This is a genomic window from Chryseobacterium sp. CP-77, from assembly GCF_036362765.1.
GTDB lineage: Bacteria > Bacteroidota > Bacteroidia > Flavobacteriales > Weeksellaceae > Chryseobacterium > Chryseobacterium cupriresistens.
In genome coordinates this window covers 3,122,956-3,139,814 of sequence record NZ_CP143637.1, presented here as the reverse complement: position 1 = coordinate 3,139,814, position 16,859 = coordinate 3,122,956, and the positions used below count along the sequence as shown (strand labels likewise).

Sequence of the window (16,859 nt, the reverse complement as noted above, 5' to 3'; positions counted from 1 at the left end):
CAAACATTTCGAATTCTATGGTAACCTTACAATTTAGGGCTACAGGATCTGTATTGCTTAAAAAACAAATTTCATCAACAAAAAAGTACACAACAAACATGCATAATTTCAAAAAAAGAATTTTTATTCCTTCTATCGTGCTTATTTCTTCATTTTATTACGCACAGACGGACACTTTACAATCGAAGAAAATAGAAGATGTGGTTATCCTTGGATCAAGGGGGGCCGGAAGATCTTTGACGGATACTCCTGTTCCGGTGGATATCATTAATATATCTAAAATTTTAAAACAGAGCCCGACGAATAATATCAGCCAGGCTTTAAACTATATCGTACCCTCATTTTCATCCACATCACATACTGTAAATGACGGAACTGATTTTGTGGATCCGGCACTGTTGAGAGGGTTAGGACCGGATCAGGTTTTGGTATTACTCAACGGAAAAAGAAGATATCAGTCTTCACTGATTAATGTTACCCTTACACCGGGAAGAGGTTCTGTAGGAACTGACCTTAATGCTATTCCTGCCTTTGCATTAGAAAAAATAGAGGTTTTAAGGGATGGAGCTGCTGCCCAGTATGGCTCTGATGCGATTGCGGGAGTGATAAACCTCGGACTGAAAAAAAGGCTGGGACTTTCCGGACAGGTATTTTTAGGTGGATATGCCTCACCAGTTGCCAACAATTTCTCCGGAGGGGTAGACGGACAGACTGTTTCTGTAGACCTTAATTATGGTGCTAAAATAGGGAAATCAGGATTTTTTAACATTACAGGTTCTGCACAATACCGTGATCCTTATTCCAGAGCCGGAGTGAGGGAAGGAGATATTTTCAATGCCTATAATGCCATTAATTACCGGGCATTACAGGATGGAGTGAATATTGACGGGCTCTATAAAAATATTACCAATACTTCCAATACTCAGCAAATCATCAATACCATTAAGCAGTATGCAACTAAGGTTGGATATTTTGCACCTGATTTCCAATCTCAGATTTCCGGGGCAAACAGCATTTCTGAGCTTCAAAAAATATTGGGCAGAGATTTTACCTCTGAGGAGCTTAATTACAGAGGATTGGAGAGAAAAGACTTCAGTTTGAGAGCCGGACAGTCTAAGCTACAGTCCGGACAGCTCTTCTTCAACTCTGAAATTCCTGTGAATGATGAATGGAAGGTTTATTCATTTGGTGGCTACAGTTACCGCCTTGGAAATGCAGGAGGATTTTACAGGCTTCCGAACAATGAAAGGAATATTAATGCGGTTACTCCCAACGGATATCTGCCTCAGATTGAAGCCACTGTAAATGATTATTCCCTTGCTGCCGGAATTAAAGGAAAATGGGATGGCTGGAATGTGGATTTCAGTAATACATTCGGGAAAAATGTGTTCGGTTTTGGTGTTGTCAATACTTTTAATGCATCACTTACAGATGGTTCTCCAAGAACTTTTGATGCGGGAGGATCTGAATTCTCACAAAATACCGTCAACCTGGATTTCTCCAAAAAATATGATGTCCTGAAAGGATTGAACATTGCGTTTGGTGGTGAATACCGGCATGAAAATTATAAAGTAAATGCAGGAAAGGAAAACTCTTATGCTTCTTACGATATCTATGGCCGGGTAGTAACAGCAAAAATTCCTGAAAATGAAAAAGTAACCGATTTTTTTGGAAGTGTAAGACCCGCAGGAGCTCAGGTTTTCCCCGGCTTCAGTCCTGAAAATGCTGTTTCCGGAAACAGAAACAGTATTGCAGCTTATGCTGATGCAGAACTGGAAATTACGGACAGATGGTTATTGGAAGGAGCTGTACGGTATGAGAATTATTCAGATTTCGGATCTACATTCAATTATAAGGTGGCAACCAATGTAAAACTGGCTTCCAATCTCAACTGGAGAGGAGCTGTTTCTACGGGGTTCAGAGCACCTTCATTGGCACAAATCTATTACAGTTCTACTTCTACGCTGATTCAGCAGGGGAAGACAACGCAGGTAGGTACTTTCAGAAATAATTCTGAGGCTGCACAGGCATTGGGTATTCCAAAATTAAAGCAGGAAACTTCGCAATCCTACAGTACAGGAATTACCTGGAAGATTCCGGCATTAAGCCTTACTTTCACAGCAGATGCTTATTTAATCAAGATCAAAGACAGAGTCGTACTAACCGATCTCTTCTATCGCCCTGATGGTAATTTTACTCCCGGCTCGGATCAGGCTGTTTTACAGGATGCTTTTGATCTTGCAAGAGCCAGCGCTGCCAACTTTTTTGCTAATGCAGTAGATTTTCAGACAAAAGGGTTGGATATTACTATTTCCCAGAACTCAAAAATCTCATCAGGAATTTCCCTGGAGAATAATCTGGGAATCAATTTTAATCAGACTAAAAGAATCGGGGATATCCACGCGTCTCCTAAATTGGTAAGTCAAATCAATAATTATTTCTCAGAACCGAACAGAATCTATTTTGAAGAAGCTGTACCCCGTGTAAAAGCTACATTGGGCAATACGGTAAGAGTTTCCGGCTTTACTTTCGTACTGCGTAATTCTTTCTTTGGTAAAGTGACCGATGCAGATGTTGTGGATGCTAACTTTGATGGAGTAACAGGAAGTACAGAGCATTTCGTCCTTAACCGCCGCGTGATAACAGATCTCTCAGTAGGCTATAATTTTAATAAAAATATTTCAGCAACAGTAGGAAGTAATAATATCTTTAATATTTTGCCTTCTAAAAGCCCTGCTATAAGCTCGTTAACAGCTGATAACCAGTTTGTGTATTCCAGACAGGTTTCCCAGTACGGTATAGGCGGAAGGTTCTTGTTCGCAAGAATTGAATTCAGCTTCTAATATAAAGACTGAAGTTTTGATAAAAAAGACAGAGACTGAGCCTCTGTCTTTTTGTTTATTTCATTGAAGAAAATTCAATGAATTCATATTCTGCGGAAGAGGTAAAAAGCTGTCTTAATACCGCCGCATGTCCATTTCCTGCAATCACAAGAATTCTGTCTTCACCGTTGTGAGGAATGTTTTGAATATTGCGGAACATTCTGAGGTTTCTGCTGTACCAGTACAGTGCCAGCATATCCGCGCCGTCATATTCTCTTAGTTTAAAGTCACCACTAAGATAGGCCCCGTATCCGTACTGATGGCTTTCTTTGGAATTCATATAAGTAAAAGTATCCAGAAGAGATTTGAAATTTTTAGGTTCAGAACTCTTATAGAATGCCGTAAACTGTTGGGAGATCGGGTCATCACTTCTGAAATCATAATCTTTGCTGAGGTTCTTAAAAAATGCAGAATCAGTTTTCCCAAAATGTTTTTCAAGGTCATGCAGAATAGATTCTGCGTCAATGCTGAACAATTCAGTTATTTTGAACTCACTGGCTATTCTCATAGCGAGCTGATAACGCTCATCTCTTTTGTCACGGTGTTTGCCTTCGCTGTATTCCTTCAGCTTTTGATTGGCGTTCCAGCCCGGCCAGGCCTCAATTGCAATCTTTGTCGGCTTAAATCTTTTGATATATTCTACCAGTTCTGTGACTTCTTTTGCTGTTTTAGGAGAAAGTACATCTACCTGATCTTCCTTATTGGTTTTATGGGCATCCAGATTAGGATAATCAAAATGAAAGGAGCCTACCACCAAAACTTTCGTCTTTGGATTTTTAAAATAATCTGAAGGCTTTTTTTGAGCGAATACTGATGTAGAAAGGCATACAAGAAAAATATAAAAAAAGGTTTTCATGAGTTTATTTTTTTTAAAAATTACTGTTAAATTATTATTGTGCACGGTTTTTCTCTTCGAAATTCACCGCTCTGTTATTGGATCTGATTTTCTGGTTCCCCAAATTATAGGTAACGCTGAGTGTCATTCTTCGGGCATCCCAATAGTTGTTGAATGACTGTGTATTATCTGTAAAATACATATCTCCCTTATATCCGGACTGTTTAAAAATATCACTCACCGAAAGGTTAACCTGGAGTGCCTTTTCCACAAAGCTCATCTTGATTCCGGTGTCAAAACTTGCTCTGTTTCTTACAGCGGTGTATCCGTCACGGGAAGGAAGATTATGCCAGTAGTTGACAAATAGCATTAACGTTTTAGCCTTATTGAGCTGGAATGTATTATTGACGGAATAATAAAACGACTGTCCGTTTTTAGGAACCAGATTGAACCTTGTAATCTGAGTCTCATTATAACTGAACGAAGTCGAAATATTGCTTTCCCAGATTTTAAAGAAAGTATCTGTGTAATTCAGATTGATACCATAATTATCCTGATTATAGTAATTCTCAAACGTGCTAACGAGGTTAATTCCGGTCAGGAATGTAATCTGATCAAAATTATTTATTGTTCTCTGATAATAAAGATTGGCCGAAAATTTACTTTTAAACATATAGTTAAGTTCTATATTATGGTTAAAAGAAGGCTGCAGGCTCGGATTTCCTGAATAATACGTGTTTGGATTGGAATACCATCGGAACGGATCCAAAGCCCGGAAATAAGGACGGTTGATTCTTCGGGAATAATTAATGCTGAACTGATTATCCTGATTGGCTTTATAAGAAAGATAAGCCGTAGGGAAGAATTTACCGTAATTATTCTCAGATTTTGCCTGTGTGGAAGGAGAGAAACCGCTGGATTGTGAATATTCATAACGAAGTCCTGCTTTCACAGACCATTTTTCGCCAAGATCTTTACTGGCACTGATATAAGCGGCATAATTTTTTTCATTATAATCAAAAAGATTACTTTTTGCAGGGTCTATGGTGTAATTTCCATTGATTAAATTAAAATATCCGATGTCCGAATTATTGGAAAACTGACTGTATTTTGCTCCGGTTTCCAACTGTATTTTTTTGAAATTTAAAGATAAATCTGCCTGCCCCGAATAAATCTTATAATCTACTGAAGAAAGATTTTTTACGACCTGTGTTGAGTTGTTAGCTACATTTCTTGTGGTAAAATTTACCTCTGTATCGGGCAGATTTCCATAATAATTAGCACCTATGCTGAGCTTATGTTCCTCAAATTTCTGATCAAAATATACATTAAGCATCTGTGAAGTAAATGAAGAACGGTGCTCTGAATCTGTGTCTGTTTGCAAAGTAGGAGTGGTCCCGGTAAAGTAATTTTGTTTTGAATTGATATCCATATTGGAATGTCCTCTCGAAATATCATATACCAGTCCGATATTGGAATTTTTAGAAAGGGAATAATCAAAACTGGCGTTTAATCCTACTCCGTCATTCATATCCCGTCTTTCATCCCTGCTTACAGAAGAGCTTTGCCCGGTAATTTTATAATTTTCCACTGATCTTTTATCTCCGTCATAACCCTGAAGCTTGATAGATGCTTTCACTTTTTCATTCTGATAGTTTACTCCTGCTACTGTGCTGAATGCTGCATAAGTCTTTTGGGTATAATTCGTGGTCAGGTAGCCGCTCCATCCAGGATTCTGATTCTTTTTAAGAACAATATTGATTATCCCGCTGTTTCCCTGAGCTTCGTATTTGGCAGGAGGAGTGGTGATTACTTCAACTTTCAATATGTTTTCCGAACGAAGGTTTCGAAGATAGTTAATCAACTCATATCCGGAAAGATTCAGCATCCGGTCATTAACCATCACAGCAACGCCATTTTTTCCGGCAATGGACAGCAGCCCTTTATTTTCATCAACCTGCAGTAAAGGTGTTCCTGCCAAAACTTCAGTTCCCGAACTACCCTGTGAAAGCATCGAGTTCTGAACGTTGTAAACAAGACGGTCCACTTTACGCTCCACCAGAACTTTTTTACCGTTCACCGTAACTGCTTCTATTTTGTTGATATTGGCGGTGTCTTTGGTTTGTGCTGCCGAAAAAGAACAAATCAGGGTGGCTATAAATACAATGTGTTTTTCCATATTATAAATGACAGATTGAATGATATTTATATTACATTTCTCTGACAAAAGTACCGGAAGAGGTTCTATGAGAAAACAGCATTTAGATGAAGAAGACAATTATTCATGTCAAAAAAGTTTCGTCGGAAAAAAACAGGTTTTTGTCGAAAACAATTAACGAATTATGCCTTTAGAGATTTATATTTGATTATGAATAAAAAGCAAATTATCTGGCTTCAAATTATTTACTGGAGCTTCAATTTCATAGGAACTGTCATTACTCCTAATTTTTTTGTTCCGGAAACTAACCGTCGGGAAATACACATTCTGAGGGTTACATTTTTTATTGTGAAAATTGTGACATTTTATATATCCTATTTCTTTATTTTCCCAAAAGTTTTTAAACTTGAGAAACTGTATTCGGCAGTTTTTGTTTTTATGCTGACCCTGTTATGTTTTGCAGGAATGAGATATGCTTTGGAAGAAATTATTCTGCCTTCTACTCTTGGCTTTCGCAATTATGATGAAAATACAGGACTTCTCTACTATCTTTTTGATAATATATATAATAGCTCTCTGACTACTTTCATTGCCGGGATTCTATGGATTCTGGAGAAATATGGAGTGGCTGAAAATGATAAAAAGCAGCTTCTGATCGAAAAGAAACAGGCTGAACTTCAGGCTCTGAAAACCCAGATCAATCCTCATTTTATTTTTAATTCATTAAATAATATCTACTCGCTGGTTTATCAGAAATCGGATAAGGCGCTTCCGGCTATTGAAGAACTGGGGCAGCTGCTGAGGTACAGCACGAAAGACCTTGAAAAAGATTCCATTTCGCTTGATAAAGAAATCGGATATATTGATAGTCTTATTGCACTGGAGAAACTCAGGATCAGAAATCCCGAACTGTTAATCATAGAGAAAAATATTCAGCATCCTCACCTTAAAATTTCTCCGATGCTGTTGGTTCCTTTCGTGGAAAATGCCTTTAAACATGGGGATTTCCGTGATAAAGGTTTTGAAATGAAAATCTCAGATCATCATAAAGTTCTGCATTTTTATCTTTTAAATTTTAAAACACAGAAAATAAAAGATACTGTTTCAGGAATAGGAATTCAAAATGTGAAAAAAAGACTGGAAATTCTGTATCCCAAACACCAGCTTGAGATCAAAGATTCGGAAACGGAATTTATTGTAGATTTAAAAATTGATTTAAGGGATGAATAAGTTAAAATGCATTATCGTGGATGATGAGCCGCTGGCCATCTCACTTCTTGAACATTATGTGGAAAAAATTCCTTTTCTTGAACTGGTTTTTTCCACAGAAAATCCGATTCACGCCCTTGAATACCTTCAGAAAAATGATTCAGATCTTATCTTTCTCGATATTCAGATGCCGGAGCTTACGGGAATCAATTTTATGAAAATTGTAGGAACCCATCAGAAATATATTTTAACAACAGCCTATTCTGAATATGCACTGGAAGGCTATGAGCATAATGTCGTGGATTACCTTCTGAAACCTGTTTCTTTTGAAAGATTTCAAAAAAGTGTTTTAAAGGCTCAGGAGCGTTTTTCTTTTCAGGAAGAAAATACCCATTTCTTTGTGAAGTCATCGGGACAAAAACATCGCATAGGCTTTCACGAGATTCTTTACGTTGAAAGTATCAAGGACTATATTAATATCCGGACGGAAAATGATGAGTTTATCGTTCTGGATACTCTTAAATCAATGGAAAGCCAGCTTCCTGAAAAATTTGTAAGAATTCATAAATCTTTCATTGTCAATCTGGATAAAGTGAAAAGTATTGGGGCTAAAAAAGTGATTCTTTCTGAATATGAGATTCCTATTGGAGAAAGCTATAGAGCAGGTCTTCTTGATAGAATATCATAATATACATATGAGAGCCAAACCTTACAGGTTTTTAAAACCTGTAAGGTTTGAAATATATACCACGAAGTTCAGCAAAGGAAAATTTAAAGACATTTAAAATAAAAAGACGGCTTCATTTGAAGCCGTCTTATATTAATTAATCTAACAATTAATCTTATTTTTCCTGTTGTTTGATCAGGTTCAGAGCAGAACCTGCCTTAAACCAATCAATTTGCTGATCGTTATAAGTGTGGTTTGCCATGATGATATCTTTAGTTCCGTCAGTATGAATGAACTCTAAAGTAAGTTGTTTTCCCGGAGCGAACTGATCAAGATCTAAGAAATTAACAACATCGTCTTCAAGAATCTTGTCATAGTCTGCCTCATTAGCGAAAGTAATTCCAAGCATTCCTTGTTTTTTAAGGTTGGTTTCGTGGATTCTCGCGAATGATTTTACCAATACGGCTTTTACTCCTAAATGTCTCGGCTCCATGGCAGCATGCTCTCTTGAAGAACCTTCACCATAGTTCTGGTCTCCCACAACAATTGTCGGGATCCCGGCAGCTTTGTAAGCTCTCTGTACAGCCGGCACTTCACCGTATTCACCGGTTAATTCGTTTTTAACTTTATTGGTTTCCATGTTGTAAGCATTTACCGCCCCGATCAACATGTTGTTTGAAATATTATCTAAGTGACCTCTGTATTTCAGCCATGGTCCAGCCATAGAAATGTGGTCGGTAGTACATTTTCCGAAAGCTTTGATCAATACTCTGGCTCCGGTAATGTTTTTACCATCCCAGGCCGGGAATTCTTCCAGTAACTGAAGCCTGTCTGAAGTTGGGCTTACGTTAACAACAACTTTAGATCCATCTTCTGATGGCGCCTGATATCCATTGTCATCTACTGCAAAACCTTTTGAAGGAAGTTCATACCCTTTAGGCTCATCAAGTTTTACCTGCTCGCCAGCTTCGTTAGTTAAAGTATCTGTAATTGGATTGAAGTCAAGTCTGCCTGATATTGCAACTGCAGCAACCATTTCCGGAGAAGCTACAAAAGCATGGGTATTCGGGTTACCGTCAGCTCTTTTGGCAAAGTTTCTGTTGAAAGAGTGGATAATAGAGTTTTTCTCTCCTTTTTCTGCTCCTTCTCTGTCCCATTGTCCAATACATGGTCCGCAAGCGTTGGTAAAGATTCTTGCGTTTTCGAATTTTCTGAAAGAATCTAAGAAACCATCTCTTTCCGCAGTGAATTTCACCTGTTCAGAACCAGGGTTGATTCCCAGGATAGCTTTAGGTTTTACTCCTTTTGAAACGGCATCTTCAACAATTGAAGCCGCTCTTGATAAATCTTCATAAGAAGAGTTGGTACAGGAACCGATAAGAGCCCATTCAACTTCCAAAGGCCATCCGTTAGCTTCAGCTTTAGCTCTGAATTCAGCAACAGGAGTCGCTAAGTCCGGAGTGAAAGGTCCGTTTAAGTGAGGCGTCAGTTCAGAAAGGTTGATTTCTATTAACTGATCGAAATATTGTTCAGGGTTAGCATATACTTCAGCATCCCCCGTTAAGTGTTCAGCAATTTTATCAGCGGCATCTACTACGTCCTGTCTTCCTGTAGCGGAAAGATATCTTCTCATAGAATCATCATATCCGAAAGTAGAAGTGGTAGCCCCGATTTCAGCACCCATGTTACAGATCGTTCCTTTACCCGTTGCGGAAAGAGATTCTGCACCTTCACCGAAATATTCTACAATACATCCTGTACCTCCTTTTACCGTAAGGATCCCTGCTACTTTTAAGATGACATCTTTTGCTGAGGTCCATCCGTTCATTTTACCGGTTAATTTTACTCCGATAAGTTTAGGCATTTTAAGCTCCCAGGCCATTCCTGCCATTACGTCTACCGCATCAGCACCTCCTACACCAATGGCTACCATTCCCAGTCCGCCGGCGTTTACCGTATGCGAGTCGGTACCAATCATCATTCCTCCGGGAAATGCATAGTTTTCCAGAACAACCTGGTGTATAATACCTGCTCCCGGTTTCCAGAATCCGATTCCGTATTTATCACATACAGAGCTTAAGAAGTTGAATACCTCGGAGTTTTTGTTGATCCCTTCCTGTAAGTCTTTATCAGCACCTACTTTAGCCTGGATAAGGTGATCTGCATGTGCAGTAGAAGGAACCGCTACTTTAGCTTTTCCTGCCTGCATAAATTGTAAAAGTGCCATCTGTGCGGTAGCATCCTGCATCGCTACTCTGTCCGGTGCAAAGTCCACATAAGAGTTTCCTCTTTCATACGCTTGTGTAGCATTTCCTTCCCAAAGGTGGGTGTAAAGGATTTTTTCTGAGAGGGTAAGAGGTTTTCCCACGATTTGTCTTGCTGCTGCAATTCTTTCAGGGTAACGTTCGTACACCTTTTTGATCATATCAATATCAAAAGTCATATCGTATTTTAGTTTTGTTCTTGTTCTTTTAATGCTTCTTTCTCAGATGTTGAAAAAGAAAAATCATTTATCTATGCATCAAAAAACGTTCCTATAATCTATCAACAGGGCATTTTTGATTCTAAAATCAATAGATTTTATAACTTTCAATTTAAGAAAAATTAGAATTTATTTTCCGGCTTTTATCGAAAAAAAAACGTAATTATCTTAAAATAGAAACGTTCTAAACAAAAAATTGGAAGATTTTAAATCCTTAAGGACTAAAATCTTCCAATAATATAGTTATTCAATAGTCTTGCGACTTATTATCAATCTCTTAGTGAGCGCTTGTACTTGTTAATTCTTTAATAGAAGGAACGAAAGTCGTAAGGTCAATTCCCTCAACAGCCGTTTTATACTCATCGATGCTAGGAATTCTTCCGATGATTGCGGAAAGAACAACAACCGGAGTTGAAGCAAGCAGGGATTCTCCTTTTTTACGTTCAGAATCTTCAACTACTCTTCCCTGGAAAAGACGGGTAGAAGTTGCTAAAACAGTATCTCCTTTAGCTGCTTTTTCCTGGTTACCCATACAAAGGTTACATCCCGGGCGCTCTAGGTACATTACGTTTTTGTATTCCGTACGGGCTTCTCCTTTTGGAGCGTTGTCATCAAATTCAAAACCGGAATATTTTTCCAGTAATTCCCAGTCTCCTTCAGCTTTTAATTCATCAATGATATTATAAGTAGGAGCAGCCACTATAAGCGGAGCATTGAATTCTACTTTTCCTTGTTGTTTTTCAAGGTTTCTCAACATCTGGGAAACGATCTTAAGGTCTCCTTTGTGAACCATACAGGATCCTACGAAACCAAGGTCTACTTTTTTCTCACCTCCATAGTAAGAAAGATCTCTGATGGTATCGTGAGTATATCTTTTAGATACATCGTCATTGTTTACATCCGGGTCAGCAATCATTGGCTCAACAATTACATCAAGATCTACAACAACTTCAGCATAATATTTAGCGTTTGCATCAGGAGTCAAAGCAGGTTTTTCACCTGATCTGATTTCTGCAATTCTCTTATTGGCTTTGTCAATTAATCCCTGGAGAACTTTATTGTTATTATCCATTCCCTTGTCGATCATGATCTGGATTCTGCCTTTTGCAATTTCCAGTGATTCGATCAGAGTGCTATCTTCAGAAATGTTGATAGAAGCTTTTGCCTTCATTTCAGCAGTCCAGTCTGTAAAGGTAAATGCCTGGTCAGCAGGAAGTGTTCCGATATGAACCTCAATGATTCTACCCTGGAATACGTTTTCTCCTCCAAACTGCTTCAACATCTGAGCCTGCGTTGCATGTACCACATCACGGAAATCCATGTGAGGCTTCATTTCACCTTTGAAAGTTACTTTTACAGATTCAGGGATCGGCATGGATGCTTCACCGGTAGCCAATGCAAGCGCTACAGTTCCTGAGTCAGCTCCAAAAGCCACTCCTTTAGACATTCTGGTGTGAGAGTCACCACCAATAATGATAGCCCACTCGTCTACAGTGATATCGTTAAGAACTTTGTGGATAACGTCAGTCATGGCGTGGTATTCACCTTTCGGGTCACGGGCTGTAATCAAACCAAATTCGTTCATGAATTTCATCAGCTTAGGAATGTTAGCCTGAGCTTTTTTATCCCAAACAGAAGCCGTGTGGCATCCCGACTGGTAAGCACCATCTACGATTGGAGAAATCACAGTTGCTGCCATTGATTCTAATTCCTGAGCGGTCATCAAACCTGTTGTGTCCTGAGATCCAACAATATTGACCTGTACACGAACGTCAGAACCGGCGTGTAATACTTTTCCCGGAGTAGTTCCAACAGCATTTCTGTTGAAAATCTTTTCTACAGCCGTAAGTCCTTGTCCTTCATGAGAGATTTCTTTTGACGGAGCAAAAACCGTTGGCGCTTCAATACCTAAAAGCTGAGCTGCAAAAGTCTGTAGTTTTTTACCAAATACGACTGCATAAGATCCTCCTGCTCTGATGAATTCCATCTTTTGCGGAGTGAAAGATTTGGTAAGATCGATCAGTTCTTTATCGCCGTTATATAATTTCTTTTCTTTTGTATTAATCGTTAAAACAGTTCCTGTTGCTACTGAGTAAGCTTCTTCAAGAACAATGTCACCGTTTTCATTACGAACCGGGTTTCCGTTCTCATCTACTTTCTTTACCCAGTTTTTCAGGTCAATACCAATACCTCCGGTAACGTCTACTGTGGTAAGGAAGATCGGAGAAATACCGTTTGTACCTCCTACAATAGGAGCAATGTTGACGAATGGTACGTATGGGCTTGCCTGTTTTCCTGTCCAAAGAGCAACGTTGTTTACTCCTGACATTCTGGATGATCCTACACCCATTGTTCCTTTTTCAGCAATAAGCATAACGCTTGCATCAGGATGCTTTGCCTGTAAAGCTTTGATTTCTTCCTGAGCTTCAGGAGTGATCATACATTTACCGTGAAGTTCACGGTCTGATCTTGAGTGAGCCTGGTTACCCGGAGAAAGTAAATCTGTAGAAATATCTCCTTCACCAGCAATATAAGTAACTACTTTGATTTCTTCAGCAACTTCAGGAAGTTTAGTGAAGAATTCAGCTTTTGCGTAGCTTTCAAGGATTTCTTTTGCAATTTCGTTACCGCTGTGGAATGCTTCTTTCAAACGGTTCGTATCTGCTTCATAAAGGAAAACCTGAGTTTTAAGAACGTTGGCAGCTTCTTTAGCAATAGCTGCATCGTTGCCTAAAGCAAGGTCCAGCAGAACCTCAATAGAAGGTCCGCCTTTCATATGAGATAATAATTCAAAGGCAAATGCCGGGGAAATTTCTTCTACTACGGATTCACCCAGAATAATTTCTTTTAAAAATTTTGCTTTTACTCCCGCTGCACTCGTAGTTCCGGGTAGTGTGTTATAAATGAAAAATTTAAGAGAGTCCGATCGGTCAGCATTATCTGAATCTTTAATTTGTGCAATGATTTCGCTTAGTAATTCAGCACCATCAATTGGCTTTGGATGAAGCCCCTGGGTTTTTCTTTCTTCAATCTCTTTGATGTAATCCTTATAAATACTCATAATAGAAGGTCTTTCAAAATTAAAGCTAGGTCAGCTTTTTCTTTACCGGTGTGTATAAATACAATTAATGACATTTTGAGTTCTCGCATTTTGATGCAACATTAACCGAATAAAGTCAGCATAATCCACACTTTTTCAAAAGTTTTTTAAAATTATCAAACATTTCAAAATGTTCCCAAAATTACGAAATTTTACAATTTTATAAGAACGAAATTATTTAGATTCTTTATAAATATGAATTTTATAATATCTATTTTTGGTCGTATTTTTGTAATCAAATGGAGAATATGAAAAATATCCTGAATGTTTTATGTGTTTTTATTTCGATTTTCGTTTTCTCGCAGACCAAATCTGTGAAGAAAATTCCTGTGAAAAAAGGAACAAGAACCACGCTTAAAAAAGCAGCTTCAGCCAGCAAACCTAATGCTGATCTGGTAGTGATCAATAAAGATCTTCCTGTTTTGATTCCTAAGAAAAAAGGAGATCAGTTCGGGTATGTCAATCAGAACGGGAAATTTATTATCCAGCCGGAATATCATATTGCCGTATTTTTTTATGAAGACTGTAATCTTCTGAATTCACCCAATGAAAAAGTGAGAAAATTTGGAACAAAAGATTATGCAACCGTAGAGAAAAATATGATTTCTTACCGTATAGATCAGTCCGGGAAGAGAGTCTATCAATTCAAAGATACCGATTTTGGAAAATGTAAATTTGAAGAATATAAACAACAGCTATTCCAGGCGTATATCCTCAATGGTTTTTATGGAATTATTGAAAAATCAAAATTTGTAAATGCGGCCGACTACAGACAGTATCAGATCTATCCACAATATCAGTATCTTTTTATTCTTGAGGGGGATGATGTTGCGAATCCGATGATTGTTGCCTCCAATAATGATAAATTCGGAATCATTGACGTTAATAATAAAATTATCATTCCGTTTGAATATTCCAATATTAAAAGAAATTTCAGCTGGAAACTGGGTAAAATGTTTGAGGTGACAAAAGACGGCTCAAATTACTATTATATCGATGCCAACAACAAAACTTACTAGAGAATGATAAATGATAAATGATTCATTTGATAACTCCTATTTTTCGTAGTATTTTTCCATTACGTAACCTGCAACCTAACACCCCGCATCTCGCACCTCGCAACCCACTATCCCGCATCTCGAAACCCGAATTCCAATTCATATATTTTTTGTAATTTTGCCACTGAAATAAAGGGGTGCTTTAACAGGCTGAGATTATACCCAATGAACCTGGAACAGGTAATGCTGTTTAGGGAATTGAAAATGTACCAATGAAACAGTATAACAATATACCAATTGCTAGACTGTTAAATTAATAAAATTGTTACATTATTGCTCAACCCCTTTTATTCATTAAATGTTAAAGATTTATAGAATGAAAGGATTATTTTTTTTAGGGCTTAGTGTAGCCTCAGTAGCTTTTATACAGGCTCAGAATAAAGATTCCCTAAAGGTGAGGGAAATTGAAGCTGTCAACTTTACCAAGAGGCTGCCGGTAGCAAAGGAAATCATCAATGTACAGAAAGATCTGGACAGTAAGAATCTGGGACAGGATCTTCCTATTCTTTTGAAAAACCAAACTTCCATTATTTCGACGTCAGATGCCGGAAACGGGGTAGGATATACAGGTTTCCGAATTCGTGGTGTTTCGGGAAGTGCCATCAATGTGATGATGAATGGTGTTCCATACAACGACTCTGAAAGCCAGGGAACGTTTTTTGTCAACGTTCCGGATTTGACAAGTTCTGCCTCACAGATTGTCATTCAGAGAGGAGTAGGAACTTCCAATAACGGGGTTTCTGCCTTCGGAGCAAGTATTAACGTACTTTCTAAGGATCCTGAAGAGAAATTTTATTTTAAAACGGATGACAGCTACGGATCATTTAATACTTATAAATATTCAGCAGAAATTGGCTCAGGGAAATTCTGGAAAAACCGACTTTCTGTGATGGGAAGATATACCCATATTCACTCCGACGGCTATATCGACAGGGCTTCATCCAGCTTACATTCTTATAATTTCACCGCTTTATTTGAAGAAGGAAATACAAAATTACGTTTAATGGCTTTTGGTGGAAAAGAGAAAACCTATCAGGCATGGAACGGGATTGATCGTAAAACCTGGGAGACTGATCCCAAATTCAATATTTCAGGGGCTATTTACGATGCCAGTTGGGAGAATATTGTAAGTTTCTATGATAATGAAACGGATAACTACAGACAGAATCATTATCAGTTGCTGTGGGAACAAAAATTCAGCGACCGCTGGAATCTTGAAACCACATTTCACTATACAAAAGGAAAAGGATATTACGAAAATTACAAGCAGGGAGATCCTTTTTCAAGATATAACCTTCCCAATATAACAGAAGGAGGACAAACGGTAAAATATTCAGACTTTATCAGAAAAAAATGGCTGAACAACGATTTCTACGGAATGGTTTCAACGCTTTACGGGAAATTTGAAAATCTCGATCTGAACTTTGGAGCTGTGGTCAATCAGTATTACGGAAGACACTATGGAAATGTAACAGGGGTATTTTTTCCTCAGATTGAGGAAAGTGAATACTACAGAAACCGCTCTGTAAAGAATGAGGTGTCTGGTTTTGCAAAAGCTTTATTAAGATTGAATAATTTTGAATTCTTTGGTGATTTGCAGCTCAGAAAAATCAATTACAACACAAAGATTCTGACGGCCGGTGATGGTGAAGGAGCAGATTTAAGTAAAAACTGGCTGTTTTTTAATCCAAAAGCCGGAGTAAATTACAGAATTGACGGAGGTAAAATATTCCTTTCCTACGCCCACGCCCATCGTGAACCTAACAGAGATGACCTGATGGCCAATAATGATGTAAAAGCAGAAAAGCTTCATGATATTGAAGCCGGTTTTGAAAAACAGTTCGGAATTGTTTCATTGACGGCCAATGTTTATTATATGTATTACGTCAATCAGTTGGTTCTGAACGGAGAACTGAATAACGTAGGAGCATTTATCAGAACAAACTCAGGGAAGAGCTACAGAAGAGGTATTGAGATTGGTGCTTTGGCAAAATTATCCAAACAATGGGAGGTTTCCGGTAACGTAACATTAAGCCAGAACAGAAACCAGGATTTTAATATTCAGAATGGAGATGTGCCTAAGAGCCTTGGAAATACCCAGATTTCTTTTTCCCCGAATGTTATAGCCAATTTAGGACTGAAATTCAATCCTACAAAAAATTTCCAGTTTGCTTTAATGAATCAGTATGTTGGAAAACAATATCTGGACAATACCGCAGATGCCAATCTTCAGCTTAAAGATTATTTCCTGACAGATTTCAATGCTCAGTACCAGTTTAAAATTGCCAATAATGAAATTGCATTAAAGCTATTGGTGAATAACATGTTCAATAAGAAATATGTGAACAATGGATCTGTTTATGAAGGACAGCCATATTATTTTTCACAGGCAGGAACGAACTTTATGTTTGGAGTAAGCTGGAAAATTCAGTAATTGACAAATCGGTGTTTGCTTTTTAGTAGATTTA

9 protein-coding genes are annotated in these 16,859 nt (G+C 38.1%); 5 read left to right on the top strand and 4 right to left on the bottom strand.

All coding sequences use genetic code 11. From position 1 onward, the window contains the following. Nucleotides 1–98: 98 nt before the first annotated feature. Nucleotides 99–2,843 (top strand): TonB-dependent receptor plug domain-containing protein, encoded by a 2,745-nt coding sequence (locus tag V0410_RS13930; protein ID WP_330744262.1) that lies wholly within the window; start codon nt 99–101, stop codon nt 2,841–2,843. A gap of 55 nt (nt 2,844–2,898) precedes the next feature. On the opposite strand, the gene V0410_RS13925 is transcribed toward V0410_RS13930, so the two are convergent. Together V0410_RS13925 and V0410_RS13920 are read right to left on the bottom strand one after the other, a co-directional pair. Then, nucleotides 2,899–3,738 (bottom strand): DUF5694 domain-containing protein, encoded by an 840-nt coding sequence (locus V0410_RS13925; protein ID WP_330744260.1) that lies wholly within the window; start codon nt 3,736–3,738, stop codon nt 2,899–2,901. A gap of 34 nt (nt 3,739–3,772) precedes the next feature. Further along, nucleotides 3,773–5,896 (bottom strand): outer membrane beta-barrel family protein, encoded by a 2,124-nt coding sequence (locus V0410_RS13920; RefSeq protein WP_330744258.1) that lies wholly within the window; start codon nt 5,894–5,896, stop codon nt 3,773–3,775. 189 nt (nt 5,897–6,085) lie between these two features. Between V0410_RS13920 and V0410_RS13915 the strand changes: the two genes are divergently transcribed. Both V0410_RS13915 and V0410_RS13910 read left to right on the top strand, forming a co-directional pair. Continuing rightward, a complete protein-coding gene (locus V0410_RS13915) occupies nt 6,086–7,105 on the top strand; it encodes a sensor histidine kinase (protein WP_330744256.1) in 1,020 nt (339 codons plus the stop codon). Continuing rightward, the gene (locus V0410_RS13910; RefSeq protein WP_330744254.1) at nt 7,098–7,772 is read left to right on the top strand and encodes a LytR/AlgR family response regulator transcription factor; all 675 of its coding nucleotides are present in this window, start codon (nt 7,098–7,100) and stop codon (nt 7,770–7,772) included. Before V0410_RS13915 ends, V0410_RS13910 begins: the two co-directional genes overlap by 8 nt. Nucleotides 7,773–7,926: 154 nt before the next feature. Here the strand turns inward: V0410_RS13910 and V0410_RS13905 are convergent, their stop codons facing one another. Both V0410_RS13905 and V0410_RS13900 read right to left on the bottom strand, forming a co-directional pair. After that, nucleotides 7,927–10,194: an aconitate hydratase gene (locus V0410_RS13905; RefSeq protein ID WP_330744252.1), complete on the bottom strand. Its 2,268-nt coding sequence runs from the start codon at nt 10,192–10,194 to the stop codon at nt 7,927–7,929. 316 nt (nt 10,195–10,510) lie between these two features. Beyond that, nucleotides 10,511–13,294, bottom strand: coding sequence for a bifunctional aconitate hydratase 2/2-methylisocitrate dehydratase (locus V0410_RS13900; protein WP_330744251.1), 2,784 nt, complete (start codon nt 13,292–13,294; stop codon nt 10,511–10,513). A 287-nt stretch (nt 13,295–13,581) separates the two neighbouring features. Between V0410_RS13900 and V0410_RS13895 the strand changes: the two genes are divergently transcribed. Together V0410_RS13895 and V0410_RS13890 are read left to right on the top strand one after the other, a co-directional pair. After that, nucleotides 13,582–14,352 carry a WG repeat-containing protein gene (locus V0410_RS13895; protein WP_330744248.1) on the top strand — a complete coding sequence of 257 codons (771 nt, stop codon included), beginning with the start codon at nt 13,582–13,584 and terminating at the stop codon, nt 14,350–14,352. Between the two features lie 355 nt (nt 14,353–14,707). Beyond that, on the top strand, nt 14,708–16,825 hold the full coding sequence (locus V0410_RS13890) for a TonB-dependent receptor (protein ID WP_330744247.1): 2,118 nt from the start codon (nt 14,708–14,710) through the stop codon (nt 16,823–16,825). The last annotated feature ends 34 nt before the right edge of the window (nt 16,826–16,859 follow it).